This window comes from Dapis brunnea BLCC-M229 (genome assembly GCF_050015995.1).
Taxonomy (GTDB): domain Bacteria; phylum Cyanobacteriota; class Cyanobacteriia; order Cyanobacteriales; family Microcoleaceae; genus Trichodesmium.
The window spans coordinates 24,598-44,373 of record NZ_JBNHEP010000058.1; the positions used below are offsets into that span (position 1 = coordinate 24,598).

The window sequence follows — 19,776 nt, forward strand, 5'->3', positions numbered from 1 at the left end:
TGAAGATTCATCTGCCGTCAATTTCAGGAATACTTTTTAAGAATTTAAACTGCTATTAGTCAAACTCAATTCTTAAAAATAGTAGGGCATTTGATATAAACCCGCTTTCTCTGCTTTATTTATACCGACATTACCGAAAAATAAAGGTATAAAGCCTCTCCATTCATGGAGGAAAAGCGGTCGAGATATGGCGTTAGCGGAGCGCTAAACCCCATATCAAATCGACCAAGAAAAGAAAAAAAATCCTTTTAGCCAATCCTATCTGTTATAAGAAGAAGTAATTATTAATTCTTAATTATTAATTATTGAACGGATTTAATATAACTCAACAAAACAGATGATTCAAGAAAGAATCACCTGTTTTGGCTAATTAATTGAATTGATTTTGATAGTTTAAACAATTACCTAAATAAGCTGAACATCATTACTCATATTAAATTCAGATGCACTTGCGAGATTCTCAATAGTAACTATATTCGATCTTAGGGCAGCATTCCCAGTTACATACGAGACTGACAAAATTCCAGATTGGGAACTAGAATCGTAATCAAAGTATGGTCTGACATTACCACTGCTAAATGCAGATTTGTCAATGTGAATTATATCTTCTCCAGTGGAAAAGTCAGTAATAAAATCAGTGGTATTATCTTTAGCAGTCCAGCCACTAGGACGATCGTTGTAATCAAAAACAAAGGTATCAGCATTCAGACCGCCGGTAAGAATGTCTACACCATAACCAGGGGTGAGAATATCTTCGCCCCCATACCCGAGCAAAGTATCGTTACCCTCGCCACCGTTGAGAGTATCGGGACCATTGTCACCCTCAAAATAATCGTTGCCATTACCACCTTCTTGGATAATCCCACCAGCAACTACGAAAGGATCTGTGTTTTGAACACCGTCAAGATAGATGTCGTCACTTGCAAGGACAGGTATATTTTCCAGAGTTACAATCGTAGCTCCAGTTGCAGAAACTTTTAAATCACCTGTAACTGCATCAAAGCTGAGGTCACTGACACTACTGAAACCGTAGATAGATTTATCAATATCAATTGTGTCTCCTTCAGTGCTATCGAAGTCAGTGATGATATCTTTTTTGTTGTTTCCACCCAAGATAAAAGTATCAGCGCCAGCACCACCCGTCATAGTATCATAGCCCTTACCACCATTGAGAATATCGTTTCCATCATTACCATAGAGATCGTCGGTGCCCATCTCCCCATAAATAGTATCGTTGCTGTGACTGCCATAGAGAACATCAGTGCCCATACCACCCTTGAGCAGATCCGAACCCCAACTACCATTGAGAGTATCATTGTTTTTACCACCGATGAGTGTGTCCGCATCCGAGCCACCAAAGATAGAATCGTTGCCATCACCACCATCAAGATAATCGTGCATATCCCCACCATGGATATAATCGTTACCACCCTCACCATAGATAGTGTCGTTTCCATCAATAGGTTTGTAGTCTACTCCGCCGATTAGAGAATCGTTGCCATCACCACCCTTGATATAGTCAGCATCATTGCCACCATCGATAAGATCAGCACCACCGTCACCATAGAGACTATCATCACCGTCGAGACCCTCGAAAATGTTATCCTCTTGATCTCCGAAAATCTCGTCGTTACCTACATTACTACCAACAATATTCTCAATACTATCTAACGTATCTATAGTTCCATAACCGTCCTTAGCAGTATTGGTTTTTAAATTGACTTCAATTCTGCCGGTAGAGTCGCTGTAGTCTGCTGCATCAGAACCGTCACCTCCTCTCAGGGTATCATTTCCTGCACCTGCCAACAATCTATCATTACCCCCATAACCAAAGAGCTGATCGTGACCATCCGATCCTGGTGTAAAGTTGAGTGTACTTGAAGACTTGTTTACTGTTTCCTGGGAAGTATAACCATAAATCACATCATTAAAGTTACTACCGTAAAGGTAGTTTCCAGAGGTATTACCCTCGACCGATACAGGTCCAATCGCACCCATAATCAAAAATGGGTTTTCCATATTATTGATTTCTGCTTGGATTTGTGTGCTGAATTCATTTGTATTTAGAATCTTGTTTGTTGAACCGTTGCTGTTTAGACCTTGAGACACCCCATTTTTATCCACAATTACTGCATTATCTAAAATGCTTTCTCGGACTGATTTAACATACTCAGATGGTAAAGCTGTATCTCCAGGGAAAATATCTCCAGCATTGGCAAAATTCAAAGTGGCAAAGATGTCAGTAGAACCTGCTTGATCGTATGAAAAACTTAAAAAGTTTTGGGTATTTGTCGCATCTGAAATGAAAACGTTGGGATCTTCACCCGTACTACTGTCGTAGTTTAGGGGAATTATAACTACATCTTCTAAAGGGTTGAAGTCCTTAACTTTAGCGTATTCTCCTGCAGGGGGTGCATCAACATAACCATCAACTACTGAATTTACCCCTTTAACAATCATGGGAACAATTTCTTTGACTGCCTTGGTCAGAGTACCAGCGCCAGGGAGCAAAGTAAAACCCAAATCGGTTATGTCAGTAGTTATTGCGTTCCCAAATCCTTCAGCATCAAGACTCCCTGGAATTACAGTTGTCCTTGTATCACCTAGGAAAAATATATCTTTGTCTGCTCCACCATATATGATGTCACTGTTACCTGAGGATAATTTACCAGTAAAAATCACATCGTTGCCAGGTCCTCCAACTAGAGAATCAGTACCGTTTCCGCCTTGCAGTATGTCATTGTTCGCACCTCCATTCAGAGTATCGTTTCCAGCTCCTCCAAACAGAGCATCGTTTCCATTACCTCCTACCAGAGAATCGTTTCCAGCTCCTCTGTCATGGCTTTTAATATTATTCTGCACAAATTTATAGCCACTATCGCTATTTGGATCTGTAGTTTCACTACCACCATAGAGCCAGTCGTTACCGTTTCCTCCTATAAGAGTATCGCTCTCTTTCTCTCCGACAAGTGTATCATGTCCGTTTAGACCTTCTATTTCGTCTTTGTAAGAGAAGTATGTAGTGACCATTCCCGCATCAAGTATGTGCCAATATGAATTAGACCCTGTTTTTCCTACAAGCTTATCGTTACCATTAGTTCCAGTTTGTGTTTTTGGTCCGAAATCCCATCCCATTGTTTTGTCTCCTTAAGTTAATAGTTTGTTGTTTGATTGGGAAAAGTTTGTTCTCTTTCCCTTGTTGATATTACTATCGCAGAGATATCCGGAAAACACAATACAGAAAAGTTCAGGAAAGTTCAGGAGTTTTCCACCTGAATTTTCCTGAACTTTTGGAGGGAAAATTTGTCTGAGTAATTGCAATTTTTACTATATATTAATGTGGCTATGATTTAGGGTGGCACTGGAAAGCAGCTATTTTTTAGATGTTAATTTTAAAATTTTTTTTAGTATTGATTACTCAGTATTTTGGCGTAGATCTACGCCAAATGTAAGAGAGTTTTATTCAGGAAAATTCAGTTTTATTCAGTGGCTGAAAAAATCAATAGAGTAAATGTTCTAAAAAGTTCAGTTTTATTCAGTGGTTGAAAACATCAATAGAGAAAATGTTCTATAGAACCCATTATATTATGTTCGGTTAAATAGTTATTATAATTAAAGTTCGTAGTAGGGCTTTAGCCCAAACTGTAGATAGGGCTTCAACCCAAAAACTTTATTATAAGTGATTATCCGAACATGATATTAGAAAGTTATTCTACTTTTTTCCTTCTGCCTTCTGCTCTCTACCTTCCTTCCACCAAAGTATAAGTATTCAAGCGGACATGATATGACTCCTGACTCGAAAAAACAGATGATTCAAGAAAAAATCACCTATTTTAGCTAATTAATTGAATTGATTTTGATAGTTTAAACAATTACCTAAACGAGCTGAACATCAGTACCCATATTAAATTCAGATGCACTTGCTAGATTCTCAATAGTAACTATCTTTGTTTCTAGGGCATAATTCCCTATTAAATACCCAATCGACAGAACTCCTGATTGGGAACTAGAATCGTAATCAAACTCAAGACTTCTTCGTGTGATATTATCAGTATGAGTGCCAAATGCAGATTTGTCAATGTGAATTACATCTTCTCCAGTGGAAAAGTCAGTAATAAAATCAGTAGAATTATCATTAGCAGTACGGCTAGTAGGACGCTCGTTGACATCAAAAACAAATGTATCAGCATCAGCACCACCGGTAAGAATGTCTACACCATAACCAGGAGTGAGAATATCTTCGCCCCCATACCCGATCAAAGTATCGTTACCCTCGCCACCGTTGAGAATATCGGGAGTATGGATACCCTCAAGATAATCGTTGCCATTAGTACCTTCTTCGATAATTCCAGTAACTACCAGAGGATCTGTGTTTTGAACACCGTCAAGATAGATGTCGTCAAAAGTAAAGTTAACTGGATTTTCCAGAGTTACAATCGTAGCTCCAGTTGCAGAAACTTTTAACTCACCTGTAATTCCATCAAAGCTGAGGTCACTGACACTACTGAAACCGTAGATAGACTTATCAATATCAATTGTGTCTCCTTCATCGCTATTGAAGTCAGTGATGATATCTTTTTGGCTGTTTCCACCCAAGATAAAAGTATCAGCGCCAGCACCACCTGTCATAGTATCATAGCCCTTACCACCATTGAGAATATCATTTCCCTCACCACCATAGAGATCGTCGGTGCCCATCTCCCCATAAATAGTATCGTGGCTGTGATCCCCATAGAGAACATCAGTGCCCATACCACCCTTGAGCAGATCACGGCCCCAACTACCATTGAGAGTATCATTGTCTTTACCACCGATGAGTGTGTCCTTAAACGCTCCACCATGAAGAGAATCGTCGCCTTCACCACCATCCAGATAATCCGGGCGATCGCCACCTTTTATCGTATCAGCGCCATTACCACCCTCAAGAGAATCCTGGCCATCGCCACCATCAATAATGTCAGCACCACCCTCACCATAGATAGTGTCATTACCACCCAGACCAACAAAAGCGTTGGCATTATCATCTCCTTTAATTGTGTCATCATACACACTGCCAACGATATTCTCAATACTGTAGAGCTGATCATAAGTTCCAAAACCATCACTGACTTCAGCATAGCTACCGTACTCATTAGTACCCACTATTTTTAAATCAGCATTAATACCAGCCTGGGAATGGGCGTAGTTCGATGTATCAGAACCATCACCACCATAAATACGGTCGGTTCCTTGTCCACCTGCAAATTCATCGTCTCCCGCAAATCCGTACATTACATCATCACCAGCAGTCTGTGCTGTACTGCTGCTTTCATAGCCAGCAATGACATCGTTATGTTGTGTCCCATACATATAGTTGCCATTATTGCCGCCGCTTATCTCATATTCACCATGGGCTCCAATAACCATAAATTCGTTTCCTAGGTTTTCACGCTGTGCCGCGGGAATCTGGAGGGGTGTATTACTTTTATAGTCTTGTGCATCTTCAGAATCAACTATCAACGCTCGGCTTTCAAGACTACTATACCAGGCTTTCTTAATATCTTGGTTATCATTATTACCTTCAAGGCTACTGAATGCATCATCCAGTTTAACCGTTGCAATAATGTCAGTGGTTAAATTCTGATCATTCTCCCCTGGGTCCCAAATAACCTGGAACAAATTATCGCCATTAAAATTTTCATTCAGAGAGATCGTACCACTTGTTGGTTTGGGAATTATTATGACATCCTCGACGGGGTTAAAGTCTGTGATGGTGGCAGAACCAGCTGTGTCAGCTTTCGGACCTACAACTGTTTCCCCCTCATTTGAGGTGGCTTTGAGTACATCAAATATTGTCGGTACAATTTCTTTAGTAACTTTGCCGATGGTTCCTAAACCTGGAGTAAGTGTAAAAGCTAGGTCAGAGACATCTCCAGCCAAGCTCAGAGCTAGATTTCCCCAGTCAACACCCGATCCCGAAACTACAGTTGACTCTCCCAGGGTGGAATCACCCAAGAAGAAGGTATCGCTGCCAGGCCCACCAGTTAGCTGATCGCTTGCACCATTAACCAAACTACCTGAGTACAACAGGTCATGCCCAAGACCTCCAATGAGGGTGTCACTTCCACCTTTACCATAGAGTGCGTCATTACCATCTTTTCCGTCAAAGTGATCGTCAAATGAGTCATTCCAACTTCTAGTGACTGACCTGGTACTATTTGTGCCGATCTGAACATTCCAACCTGCTCTCCTGTGATCGTGACTACTAATTCTGTTAGCTGAATCGTTACCAATAATCTTATCGTAGAAAGTATATTTTTCATACAAGACACGACCGTAACTGCCATCTGAATATTCGTTACCATTCGTATAATTACCAGTTATGTGTTTCGGGGTTGTATTTTCATCAAGACGGAGCTCGTAGTACTTACCTGTAAACCAGTAATATCCGCTTCTATTTGAGAAAAAAGTAGAGCTTGACATTGTTATTTCTCCTTAAATTAATCGTTTGTTGTTTGCTTGATTGGGCAGAAGTTGTTTTCTTTTCCCTTGTTGATATTAGTATTGCAGAGATATCCGGAAGAAACAATACATAAAAGTTCAGGAAAGTTCAGGAGTTTTCAACCTGAATTTTCCTGAACTTTTTAGAGAGAAAATTTATCTAGCAAATTTCGATTTTTTCCAGAAACTGATGCAGGGATAATTCACTCTGGGACTGGAAATTAGCTATTTGAAGTAGATGTTAATTTAATCTTTTATAAGTATTTATTACTCAGTATTTCGGCGTATATATACGACAAATGTATGATGGTATTTTGGCTGATATCTACGCCAAATGTAAGAGAGTTTTATTCAGGAAAATTCAGTTTTATTCAGGAAAATTCAGGTTTATTCAGTGGTTGAAAAAATCAACAGAGAAAATGTTCTAGAGTACCCATTAGGAGGAATTTACAGCAGTTTTTTTTGAACAGGACTTACGCATAACCGCTATATATAGTAGGGGTTAACGGCCGTTAACCCCTACAAGTGTTATATGGTTCCATACTTTGTGTAAGTCCTTTTGAAGTAGAAAACAGTAGTAGCGCGTCCAGACTAAAATTGTGGGTAAAACCTCCCCCCTCTCCTTGCAGGAGAGGGGTTGGGGGAGAGGTCTTCATTGACTCAAAATTGACTCAAATTTACCCACATTTTCAAGCTAGACGAGGTAGTAGAGCGTCCAGACTAAAATTGTGGGTTGAAAAAACCTAACCCCCCAACCCCCTTCCCTGGTAGGGAAGGGGGAGAAACTCCCCTCTCGGAGCAGGAGAGGGATCGGGGGAGAGGTCTTAACCAAGCAGCAAACTTACCCACATTTTTAATCTAGACACGCTACTAAAAGGGTTGTTGTATCTGACTTGAGGTCATCTACCTGAAAACTGCTATAGGAATTGCTTCCACTCCCATCTTCAATTTAACCAAGGACGAGTAATTTCCTCTAACTGATTAAATTCTTCCTGAGTCATTTCCCAACCTACTGCTCCTACATTTTGTCGAACTTGTTCAGAATTTTTACAACCAGCAATGGGAATTACACTATCTTGAAACACTAACCAATTGAGTGCAACTTGTGCCGGACTTTTGTCATATTTTTCGCCAATTTGTTTTAACAAAGACATGACAGGTGCAATTTTTTCTAAACCACTCTTCTGAAAACGAGAATCAAATTTACGAGCGCCCATAGGTGGCTTTTCGACGGTATATTTGCCTGTTAATAATCCTTGAGCTAAAGGACTATAAGCTAAAATTGTAATTCCTAATTCTCTAGCTTTATTCAAAATTCCTTTAGCTTCTATTTGACGAGAAAGCAAAGAATATTTCACTTGATTTGTTGCTAACATTACTCCCCGTTTTTCCAGAATTTCAAAAGCTTGACGCATCTCTTCCGCAGAATAATTACTAACACCAACCGCTTCAATTCTTCCCTGCTTAACCTCATCTGCCAAAGCATTTAATAAAGTTTCTTGACTCATCAAAAATGTGAACGGCCAATGTACTTGATAAAGAGTAACTTTCGGCACTATTAATCGTTTAAGACTAGCAGTTACAGCATCAGCAACAGACTCTGGAAAAAAACGCCAAGGTACAGGACCATATTTAGTAGCAATTTGCACAGGTTGTTCAGTTTCTTGCATAAATTTTCCCAGCAATTCTTCTGATAAACCATTGCCATAAACTTCAGCAGTATCAAAGAAATTTATGCCAGCTTCTAAGGAAGTTTTAAAAGCAGCTTCTACTTCATTTGCGCCATAATTACTGCCATAATTCCAAAAAAGTTTATCGCCCCAAGCCCAGGTGCCGATACAAATTGGATTAACAGTTATTCCTGTTTTACCTAAAGTAGTTGTTGCCATGCAAAAAAATTTCCTAATTACGGTATAATGATTTGTTTAGTAGTAGACTAACACATCTAAAAATGTAGGTTGGGTTAAACGGAGTGAAACCCAACAAAACCTTAATAATGTTGGGTTTCGGTTCCTCAACCCAACCTACGCCTAGACAAGCTATTGTCAGTCAAATTTCTATCTAAGAAGCTATTTTTAGAACTACTGCGTGGAACCGATGAATCCTAAAAACCTAACCCCCCTGCCCCCCTTCCCTACAAGGGAATGGGGGTTAATTTCTAAGCCTCTCTCCTCGTAGGAGAGAGGTTTGGAGAGAGGTTTTTATGAGTTGACAAACAGTTTCTAAATAAATGTTAATTCATTACTATTAATATAGCCATGACAATCGAAGATTTACAAGTCGGAAAACCAGATAATATTGACAATCAAAAAATTCCACCCAAACTTAATTTATTCACCATGTTTAGATTAGGTTTCTATCAAATGGGTTTGGGAATAATGTCAGTTTTAACTCTCGGAGTTTTAAACCGAGTAATGATTACTGAATTAGTAATACCAGCCACAATCGTAGCAATAACTTTGTCATTATATCAATTTATGGCACCAGCAAGAGTTTGGTTTGGTCAAATGTCTGATGCTAAACCTTTATTTGGTCAGCACCGCACTGGTTATATGTGGATAGGAGCAGTTTTCTTTACAGTGACTGCTTTTTTTGCTGTGCAAGTTATGTGGCAGGTTGGTGATAGTTTAGCAACTAATGGTTGGACTAATCCTACTTATTTTTGGATTGGTATGTTAGGTTTAATGTTTATAATTTATGGTTTGGCTTTAAGTGCCAGTGGAACACCTTTTGCTGCTTTATTAGTAGATATTTCTGATGAAGATAATCGCTCTAAAGTTGTCGGTATAGTATGGTCAATGTTGATGGTAGGAATTATTATTGGAGCGATTACCAGTAGTATTTTACTTAAACAAGTTGGTGTGGATGCGCCATTAGAAACTGTTAAAGCATCTGTTAATAATTTGTTTATTAAAGTACCGGCAATTGTATTGATTTTGGCTTTTGTTGGTACTGTGGGAGTTGAACAAAAATACTCTCGTTATCGCAGTCGTTCAACTATTGCTAACCGGGAAGATAAAATTACTTTGGCAACAACTTTAAAGATTTTAACAGCTAATCGGCAAACAGGTTTATTTTTTACATTTGTATTCGTACTAATTATTAGTTTATTTATGCAAGATGCAGTTTTAGAACCCTATGGTGGAGAAATATTTTCTATGCCAATTTCTGAAACTACTAGATTGAATGCTGTTTCGGGAATGGGAACTTTAATTGGATTAGGTACAACAGGATTTTTAGTAGTACCGAGATTGGGCAAGAAAAATTCTTTAAAAGTTGGATGTGTGGCAACAACAATTAGTTTTATCTTGATAGTTATGTCTGGCTTTACTGGCAAGCCTTCTTTATTTAAAAGTGCTTTATTTTTGTATGGTTTAGCTGCTGGTTTAACTACTACTGCTTCTCTCAGTTTAATGTTAGATTTAACCGTGGCAGAAACAGCAGGAACTTTTATTGGTGCTTGGGGATTAGCACAAGCAATGGCACGAGGATTATCTACAGTTATTGGTGGTGCTGCGTTGGATTTTGGTCGGCTTTTATTTGATGTACCAATGTTTTCTTATGGATTAGTTTTTGTACTAGCAGGAATAGGAATGATAATGTCAATTTTTCTCCTAAATAGAGTCAATGTACGAGAATTTCAAGACAATGCAAGTGTGGCGATCGCTACTATCTTAGAAGGAGAATTAGATTAGAAAATAAAGATTTTGACTTTTTTAAATACCCCCTTATATCAAATATAGTTGAATACTTAATTGTATAGTTGGGGGTGGGGAGATGGGGAGATGGGGAGATTGAATATTGAAGTAATTATAGAATCATAAACATATTTTATATAACCTGGTTCTATATTACTAGGTCAATCCTCTCTCTAAAAGCTATGCTTTATAAATATCTTTCTTAACATAAAACTTAGACATTACAGACAAGTTATGTGCAGGTCTTTAAAAGGCTTTTTTCACAGAAAAAATGTATTCATGCATTACATTTGTTTTGAGAAATTAAGTAGTTTTGCCTAGCTACTATAACTATTTCTCCCTTCTCCCCTGCTCCCTGCTCCCCCGCTCCCCCTCTTCCCATAAGGTTTTCAGGAGTTCCTTATAAGGGATAGCTCTAAAAGGGAGAGGTAATTATCCATTAATGAATATATTCTAGTTCTTCAGCAATATTTTCTAATTTCATTAATACCGATGTTTCGTCATAGGATGAGTCTACAGAAAAGTTTTCAACAATCTCAAAACCAAATTTAGCCCAGAAAGAAAAAGCATTTTGGACTGCAACGAGAGACATAGAATGATAATTAAGTTTTACAGCAACAGATAATAGATGGTTAAATAGTTTGGTGGCAATACCCTGTCCAGAATGACTTTGTTTAACAGCCATATCATGAATCAGCAAATTTGAATTTTGAATTACTTCATCAATCTTGCTATCTAAGCTGGGAGCAGAGTTTGCGGGATATGGGTGTGATAAACAAAAACCCACAACTATAGAATCAACTTCAAATACAAAGCAAGTTTCAGGAGAAAGCATATTTTTCGCGCGTAGGACATCAATAGACTCTGCATTCGTCCTACGGACACCAGTAGACTCTGTAATGGAAGGATAAGCTTGCTTTTCAATTTCAGCAATGCAACCCCAGTCAGATTCAATTATTTGTCTAATCATATTTTTGTTTAGCGTTAATAAAATAGGATTGCTATATTCTCAGAAATTAACTTTTGGGTTTTGGTTCCTCAACCCAACCTACAAAGTATTATTCCCTATTCCCTATAACCAGTTACCAACTAAAATAAAAGTTGACCAAAAATAAGGATGCTCAAATTCTGGATTGATTATTCCTGTTTGAGCATCCTTTAAAAGTTGTTGTTGCGCTCGACTCAGAGCTTCTGCTTTAGTAATTTCTGGGTTTGTTAACTCTTGATATAAATTTTTCATCAATGCAGCAGTCGCTTCATCACTCACATACCACAGACTAGCAATGGTACTCCTTGCACCTGCTCTTACAGCAATTCCTGCTAATCCTAATGTTGCTCGGTTATCTCCAGCAGCGGTACGACAAGCACTCAATACTAATAATTCTATTGGTCGGGTTTGTTGAATACCTGATTTAATCATATTTCGTAATTCCTCAACATCAATTTTCTCATCCCAAGTCAAAATAAAAGTATCTTCAGCATTAGAACTAAATTCGCCGTGGGTTGCTATATGAATTACTTGATAAGTAGTATTAGCAATTTCAGTATTAGCTTTATTTTCTGTAAACGACTCATTAAGTAAAATCTCACTGGAAGTTTGATTTTGAATATCCTCTAATTCTTTTCTCACATTCGGCAGCGGTGGAAAACCTTGACGACTTTCAGTTATTCCCATACTCAGTATTTCCAGTTCCTTTCGTGCTAATGGTTGGGGATCTATTAACTCCAGACTAGGAGCGATCGCCACATTATACTTCTGAGCTAAATATTTCTCACCATCATAAAGACTAGCTAAAGGAATATTACGCAAGTTTCCTTCTAATACAAATACTAAAGTTTTTATCTGATTAGCTTCTAATTGTTTTTCAATAGGATTAATTAACCAATTATATACTTTTTGAGCGGGTTCCCAATAGTTTTCGAGAAAAATTCGTTTTTGAGGATTTGCCATAGCATCCAGCAAATTTTGAACAGTTGATTCTACTTCTAGTTTTGATATATTTGTTGTGTAATAAACTAGAGGTTGTTCTGGTATAGCTAAGATTACTGCCAGGCGATCGCCCAAAACAATTGTATAGAAAATAGCTGCATTTTTATCTACCCGATCGATTTCTACTGGTTGAGCATCTAAACAAGCATTCCGAAAAAAGTTATCTAGTTTAGCTAACTGCAAAGCTTCAATTACTTTTCGTGCTTTTCTCAAATTTTCTTGATTAATAATATCTTTTTGACCAGACTCAGACGGTTGTAAAAGTAAATCTACTAACTCACGATAAATTGGTTCTACACTATCTCGAAAATCAAACTTTAATTCTGAACTTACGGCAACTATATCACTGCGCAGAGTACGGATAGTTTCTACTGCTTGAGAATAAGCTAATATAGCGTCTTCTTTATTTTCTTGAGCTGTCAAAATGCGACCTAATTGCCATTTCCACTGATAAACAATATCAGCAGCATTAATAGCTTGAGCTAAATTTAAAGCTTTTTCTGTTAAATCTTTCGCCTCATTCAATTGTTGGTTATGCTCATATAATTTTCCCAAATTGCCTAAAGCATAAGATTCGGCTCTTGTGTCTCCTAAATTTCTTGCTTGTTGAACTGCTGTTACCAAATAATCAGAAATTTTTGCTGTCGAATATAATGGTTTATTATTGCTATTTGCTAATACTATTATTTGTAAACTTAGTAAACTTTTAGCTAAATTAATTCTGGCATAAATGGCAAGTTGAGAAATTGGTAATTGATTCAGTAAATCATCAATATTTCTTACTGATTCTGTAGCAGCGAAATATTTTTTTTGTTGTACGAATAGATTTAACTGATTGAGAATTGCTTGAATTTTAATTTCTGCTACAGGTGATTCCTCTATTGCTTCTTGATAGAATAAATTAGCAGCTTCAGGATTTTCTAAAAGTATAGCTGTATTACCTAAACTAATTAAAATTATGGCTATTTCTTCTGGTGCTTGTAAATTTTCTGCTATTGCCAAACTAGACTCTAAAACTTTTTGAGATGCTTGTACCTGACCTGTTCCTCGTAGTACATCACCTAAACTTTGTAATGCTTTTACTTTAACTATAGTATCTGGCTGGTCTTGCAAATTTTCTTTAGTTATTTCTAACTGTTTAAATGCCTGAGAATATAAACCCAATGCTTGTAAAGCCTGAGCTTGATTTATATTACTACGAATCAATCCTAGATAATTTTCAATCTCTTTATAAATTTGACTGGCTTCTTTCCAAGTATTTAAAGCTGCTTCTGCTTGACCAATAGATAATAGTAACTGACCTTTTACTTCTAAAACACTAGCAGTAAGTTGTGCTGTTTTTTGATTATTTGATATTTGTTGAATTAAATTTAAACAGCGATTAAGTGTTACTTCTGAATTTTGCCATTCTCCTAGTTTGAGATAAACTAAACCTAAATTTCTGAGCGCTCTTATCTGACCATAATCATCTCCTAGATTTGCATAATTATTAATAGCTGCTTCTAACAAAGGTATACTTCCAGAAAAATCTCCTTTTTCAAAAAGTTGTTGTGCTTTTGCTTCCAATCTACTAGCCGATATAGTTGATGCTTGAGTTAGTATATCCCAATTTATTTTGCTAGCTTTGAATTGATTATTGTTGGGAGAAATCGCCTGAACTTGTTTTGTTTGAATTCCCAACATTAAGGCAGAAGGCAGAATAAAAAAGGCAGAATAAAGAAAGCAGGTTTTAAGCATATATTTAACCAAGAATAAATTCAGTATCAAACTCTATTATTGCTCTAGATTTCAAAGTACTGAGATAAACTTAAATTAAATCCGAGCAACACATTTTCACCAGACAATTCTGTGGGAAGATGACGCACTTCCACATCTTGCTCTCGACGATAAATTTCTACCTGCTGGTCTTGGGGATTAATCAACCACCCTAATAAAACCCCTGCATCCATATATTCCATCATTTTAGAACGCAACATTTTTAAATTATCAGTTGCTGACCTTAATTCCAGAACAAAATCTGGCGCTATAGGCGGAAATTTACGCCTTTGTTGTGTAGTCAGAGACTCCCAGCGTTCTCGGCGAATCCAAGCTGCATCTGGAGAGCGGTCACTACCATTAGGTAACTTAAAAATAGTCGAAGAACTGAATGTATAACCTAGACCAGTTTGTCTATTCCAGATTCCCAAATCAATAATTAAGTCAGCTTCTCTATTGCCACTTTCACCTCCAACGGGGGACATAATAATTAATTCTCCTTTAGTATTACGTTCAAATTGTAATTCGCGGTTATTTTGACAGATTTTGTAGAATTGTTCGTCACTCAGTTTAACGGTGTCTAAATTTAATGTTAAAAAACTCATAATTTCAGTTTATTTGATTGTTATTACTTATCATTATACCATGTGTTTTAAGCAGTCAGCAGTAAGCTATCAGCTTCATTACCAATAGATAATTTACAATTTATAATTAGAGATAGTTTTCATTATTAATTATTAATTATGGCTCTCCTAGACTGGTTATAGGTTCTTAGTAGTTTAAAAGACCTTAAACCCTTAAAGAGCAGAGTATTTAACCAAATAAAAAGGTATTTTTGTTATAATTGCTTTTTTCTATGACCATTTTTTGAATTCCAAATTCCAAATTCAAAGTTCAAAAATTTTGGTTCGTTCCTTAATTTCAATAATTGTTTAATTAAGGATTCAAGACTCATTCGTACCTAACGAAAAAATCAAAAATATTTTCCTGATTTCCAGCGTCTGACTTTCCTGCGGAATGCTGCGCAAACAGGCAGAGGTGATAATGAGCGAATTAATAATTTTTAATTTTGAATTTATTTGACCAAATAATTAAGGTTTAAAGCCTCTCCTTTGAAGGATAAACAAGAAAAAATTTTCCTTTTATTCAATCCTCTTCCTTTTAGGGATAGGTAATTATCAATTATCAATTATCCATTATCCATTATTGAATATAATTCTTACATAGCAAAGTTTATGGAGTTTATTTTCTAGTAATTTATCACAGCCATCCTAGAATATCCTTAATTATTAATTGTTAATTAATAATTATTAATTATTTAAAACGCTCTATATCTAAGATAAAAATATACACCATCTTCCTGCCAAGAATCTCCATTAGTATCTATATCAATAAAAGGAATTCCCCAATCTAATTGAGCCGAAAAACGAGTTCCAACTTGAAATCTTAAACCCACACCAACAGAAGATAAAGTATCCTCAATTAATTCTAATTCATTACTATTCCAAATAGTACCAAAATCAACAAAAGGAGTTAATTGTAAAGTAGCATCCCACCTTCTTACTCGCAGAATAGGAAACCGAAACTCAGTAGAAATAAACATACCATTATCAGCAAGTAAAGCATCCTGACGATATCCCCGTCCACTTAATCCTCCTCCTAAACTAAACTGTTCTTGGGGAAACAAACTTCTGGGAGCTAACTGAATATCTGACCTAATTAAAAAAACTGTTTCTGGTGCTAATAAACGTAAATATTGTGCTTGTCCTCGCCAAGAAAAATATCTCCCATCTGGAGCTTGATTATTCACAGTAGCACCAAAAACATTTATCCCTAGAGAAAATTCTGACCTTGCCACAAATACATCTGTGGTACTTCTATAAGCATATTCCTGAAAAAAACGCAGTGAAGAAATATTAATTTCCCCGTCATCTTCTGCACCAATAGAACCTGGAAAAGGTTCATCTAAAAGAGTAGTTTTTGACTCTTCTACAGAACCTGTTAAACCTACAGCAATTTCTGTACTAGGAGTTTGATAAATAGGTTGGCGAAAACTCATCTCATAAGTCTGAGAATTTGTATCAATATCTAGTTCATTAAAAGGATCTTCAATAATTTCACTACTCGTACGACGATGACGCAAACTAATAGTACCATTTTTAGAATTAATTGGGAGAGTATAACTCAAGTCATCAAGAGTATCACTACCTTCTGTACGATAGTAAGTAACATTAAAGCGATCGCCAAACCCAGTCAAGTTATTATGAGAAATTTGACTTTGAAGACGAACAGTACCTACACTAGGAGAACGTAAATTATCAGCAGAAAGTTGAGCAAAAAAAGCAGGTGCTTCTTCTACTTCTATTTCTAACCTACTTAAACCAGGACGAGTTCCTGCTGTTAAATTAGCGGATAATCTTTCAATTAAGGGGTTGAGTTGTAGTAACTGTAGATATTGAAATAACTGATTTTGATTTAGAGGTGTTTCAATACCAGGTTCAATACGACTGCTAATATAACTAGAATTAAGTCGTTTCAGTCCGGAAATTTCAATTTCTTCAACTTGTCCTTCAATAACTTCTATAACAACAGTACCATCTTGCAAAGTTTGTGGTGGAATAAAAGCTCCAGAAGTAACATATCCTTGGTCAAAATATAGCTGAGTTACTGTTGTTTGTGCTTCAAGTAATTCTGCAAAAGAAATAGGTCTATCTGTAAAAGGTTTGAGAACTTCTGCTAATTCTGTTGGACTAAAAACTGTACTACCAACAACAGCAAATTGGTTTACAGTAATCTTGCCAGGAATTTGCAGAGGAGGAGATTGGGGAGATAGAGATGGAACTGGTTGTGGTTGGAGTAAATCATCTGGTGGTGGTAATGGTTTTACTTGTGGTAAGGGTTGAGGAATAGGGTTAACTGGTCTAGGAGTTATTTGAGCAATCACAGGTTTAGAAACAGAAAAATAGGGGAAAAAAATTAGAATTATTATCCAGACAATCATATTCAGTTATCAGTTATCAGTTATCAGCACTCAGGAGTCAGCACTCAGGAGTCAGGAGCTAGCAAGGAGCTTTTTCTACACCTTACTAAAATCAGCAAAGTCCCCTACTCCCTACTCCCTACTCCCTACTCCCTACTCCCTACTCCCTAAAAATAGATAACAACTAGGATGAATTAATTGTGGACTAGCTGAATTAATTCTATTTGCAGTAGATGTCAGAGTTACTTTACCAGATTGAGTCATAACCCAACCCATTGCCTGAGTAATTTTTGGCAAATTCTGATTTTTTGGCCTACGATAAACCATCACTGATTGTTGAGACTCAGACATCACCACTTTTGTGTCCTCTTGTGTATTACTTTCCCACCCCACAGTTCCCCTCAATACTGTCAATGGTTGAGTCGGGTTTGGGGGAAGACCACCTTTACCTGTAATCACAAAAGAACTTCCTTGTTTTTGCTCACTCGTTGCTACGCATAAATTTTGTGCCACTAATGACTCAGCATTTATGACCGTAGCAGATAATTTTACTACCCCTTGAGTCGGGTCTACCTGAGTATTCAGGTCTACCGAACCATCAATACCCAAAGCTGAAGTCGCAGTAATTTGGCTACTATTGTCGAGAAACACACCTTCTGCAGCAATGGCAATACTACCGCCTTTACCTTCTAAAGCATTAGCACTAATATTACTATTATCGAAAGCAATGATAAATTTAGTATCAATACTAATATCGCCACCTGTAGCAGAATTGGTAGCATTTGTAGTAATTTCACTATTATTCGTTAAGTTAATTTCTGAAGCTCGTATAGTAATATTGCCCTGGTTTCCAGCAGTAGTTTCAGCGCTGAGAGTACCATTGTTGAGCTGAATAGATGGAGCTGTAATATTCAGGGAACCTGCTTCCCCACTGTCAGAACTGCTAACAGTGATAGCGCTGGAGTCACCAGTAAAATCACTGACTTCAGAGAGAACAATGCTGTCAGTGGCGTTAATGGTAACATCTCCACTTTGACCCACACCAGACGTACCTGCTCCGATTTGCGCACCTTTTATGAGGCGGAGGCTTTCTGTATCAACAGTTAAGTCACCACCGTTCCCTGTTGCCCCAAAGAAAACCGTGGTAAACAAACCAGTGGGAATTTGACCATTAGAGTTAGTACCTATCAAATTAATTTCTGTTGCTGTTAGTGTTAAATCTCCACTGTTACCTGAACCAAATGTTCCTGTAGTAATTGTTCCTCCGCCTCGCAGGGTCAGATTTTGGGTATTGACTGTTAAGTTGCCTCCATTGCCTGTTGCCTCTGGTAAAGAAACTGAGGTAAACAAACCACTAGCAATTTGACTAATAGGTCTAACACCTATCAAATTAATTTCTGTTGCTATTACTGTTAAATCTCCACTGTTACCTGAACCAAATGTTCCTGTACTAATTAACGCTCCATCTCGCAGGGTCATACTTTGGGTATTGACTGTTAAGTTTCCACCTTTTCCTGTGGCACCAGGGAAAACAGTTGTGAACAAAGAAGTGGGAACTTCAGGATTTTGGCTTTCGAAGACAGATGATAGTTCTGGAAATAAATTCTCACTTATACCATTACCAGATAACTCAATCTCTCTAGCATTGACTGTAATCTCGCCGCCTTGACCGGAACTGAAAACTCCCGCTTGAATTGCTGCTCCGTCCGTTTGTATTAGACGTTCGGTATTTATTGTTAAGTTGCCACCTTTTCCTGTAGCTCCCAATTGAACTCGACTGTCTATACCACTGGCAAAGTTACCATCTGGGGAGATTCCAGATGCTTTGATTTCTCTGGCATTGACCATAATATTTCCCCCTTGACTTGCACCGGATGTAACTGCTAGCAGTCTCCCACCATTTTTCAAGGTGAGACGTTGAGTCTTAATTGTTAAGTTTCCTCCTTTTCCGGTAGTTCTGGCGATATCGTTATTATTATTGCTGTCAGCACTAATAAAACTGTTAGTAACTTCAACATCAACAGCATTGATTTCAATACTTCCACCTTGTCCTTCTCCAAATGTTGCTGTCTTAATCTGTCCTCCATTTGCGAGTGTTAAACCTGGACTATTGGTTGTGATATTTGCTCCATTGACTGTTGCACCTATTTCCACATCAGCGTTTACTAAGCTGTCATTTACTTCTATTGATTCGCTGGCGGTTAATGATATGTTACCTCCTAGTTGGGTTCCTAATGTGTTGGCTATAATTCTTGATTTTTCTTTTATTTGTATCTTTTTTCCTTGTATTTGTATCTCTCCACTTCCTTCTCCACTTACGTCTACTACTGCATTATTTTTCACTTCAATGTTGTTCAAATTTTCTACTTCTAAATAATTTAATACATAATTATTTTTTGTGTTTTCTAATTTTATTAAACTATTAGCTCCGACGCTGCCTATTTCGACTCTGCCTTGTTTTGTTGTGAGTTTTCCACCATCAATAACTACATTTTTTCCTATTAATCCTAGAGTTTCTCTTGTCGGTACTTGTAATCCTGTTTCTGTTGCTTGGTTAATAATATTTCCTGTTTGGGTTGCTATTTGATTGAAAAATAGGGCTGATGGTGCTACAGATAATAAGTTATTATTTTGTGGGTTTGTGGCACTGAATAATCCATTTTCTCCTAATCTGATTTCGTCGGCGGTTGTGGCGATAAATGAACCGCGAATGTCTAGGCTGGCGTTGGAGCCGAAGAAGATACCGTTGGGATTGATTAAAAATAAGTTGGCTGCTCCATCTACTCCTAATTTTCCTAATATATTGCTGGCATTATTCCCTGTTATTCTAGTTAATATATTTTCAATTCCTGCTGGATTTATGAAGTAGACGC

The 19,776-nt window shown here is 37.3% G+C and carries 9 protein-coding genes; 1 reads left to right on the forward strand and 8 read right to left on the reverse strand.

Translation table 11 applies throughout. The features are described 5' to 3' along the window. Positions 1 to 405: 405 nt before the first annotated feature. The 3 genes from ACP6PM_RS06390 to ACP6PM_RS06400 form a co-directional block, all read right to left on the reverse strand. Positions 406 to 3,135, reverse strand: a complete 2,730-nt coding sequence (locus tag ACP6PM_RS06390; protein WP_426582899.1) for a calcium-binding protein — start codon at positions 3,133 to 3,135, stop codon at positions 406 to 408. A gap of 741 nt (positions 3,136 to 3,876) precedes the next feature. Next, a complete protein-coding gene (locus tag ACP6PM_RS06395) occupies positions 3,877 to 6,306 on the reverse strand; it encodes a calcium-binding protein (protein ID WP_426582901.1) in 2,430 nt (809 codons plus the stop codon). Positions 6,307 to 7,424: 1,118 nt separating this feature from the next. Further along, positions 7,425 to 8,369 (reverse strand): aldo/keto reductase, encoded by a 945-nt coding sequence (locus ACP6PM_RS06400; RefSeq protein ID WP_426582902.1) that lies wholly within the window; start codon positions 8,367 to 8,369, stop codon positions 7,425 to 7,427. A gap of 369 nt (positions 8,370 to 8,738) precedes the next feature. Between ACP6PM_RS06400 and ACP6PM_RS06405 the strand changes: the two genes are divergently transcribed. After that, entirely contained in the window at positions 8,739 to 10,175 is a 1,437-nt protein-coding gene (locus ACP6PM_RS06405) for a BCD family MFS transporter (protein ID WP_426582903.1), read from the forward strand. A gap of 442 nt (positions 10,176 to 10,617) precedes the next feature. On the opposite strand, the gene ACP6PM_RS06410 is transcribed toward ACP6PM_RS06405, so the two are convergent. The 5 genes from ACP6PM_RS06410 to ACP6PM_RS06430 all read right to left on the reverse strand — a co-directional run. Further along, positions 10,618 to 11,148, reverse strand: coding sequence for a GNAT family N-acetyltransferase (locus tag ACP6PM_RS06410; protein WP_426582905.1), 531 nt, complete (start codon positions 11,146 to 11,148; stop codon positions 10,618 to 10,620). 102 nt (positions 11,149 to 11,250) lie between these two features. After that, positions 11,251 to 13,905 (reverse strand): CHAT domain-containing protein, encoded by a 2,655-nt coding sequence (locus tag ACP6PM_RS06415; protein ID WP_426582907.1) that lies wholly within the window; start codon positions 13,903 to 13,905, stop codon positions 11,251 to 11,253. Positions 13,906 to 13,949: 44 nt separating this feature from the next. Continuing rightward, complete coding sequence (locus ACP6PM_RS06420; protein ID WP_426582909.1) at positions 13,950 to 14,528, reverse strand: Uma2 family endonuclease; 579 nt, start codon at positions 14,526 to 14,528, stop codon at positions 13,950 to 13,952. A gap of 713 nt (positions 14,529 to 15,241) precedes the next feature. Next, a complete protein-coding gene (locus tag ACP6PM_RS06425) occupies positions 15,242 to 16,924 on the reverse strand; it encodes a ShlB/FhaC/HecB family hemolysin secretion/activation protein (protein ID WP_426582911.1) in 1,683 nt (560 codons plus the stop codon). A gap of 132 nt (positions 16,925 to 17,056) precedes the next feature. Continuing rightward, a partial coding sequence (locus ACP6PM_RS06430) for a two-partner secretion domain-containing protein (protein ID WP_426582913.1) occupies positions 17,057 to 19,776 on the reverse strand: 2,720 nt, incomplete at its 5' end.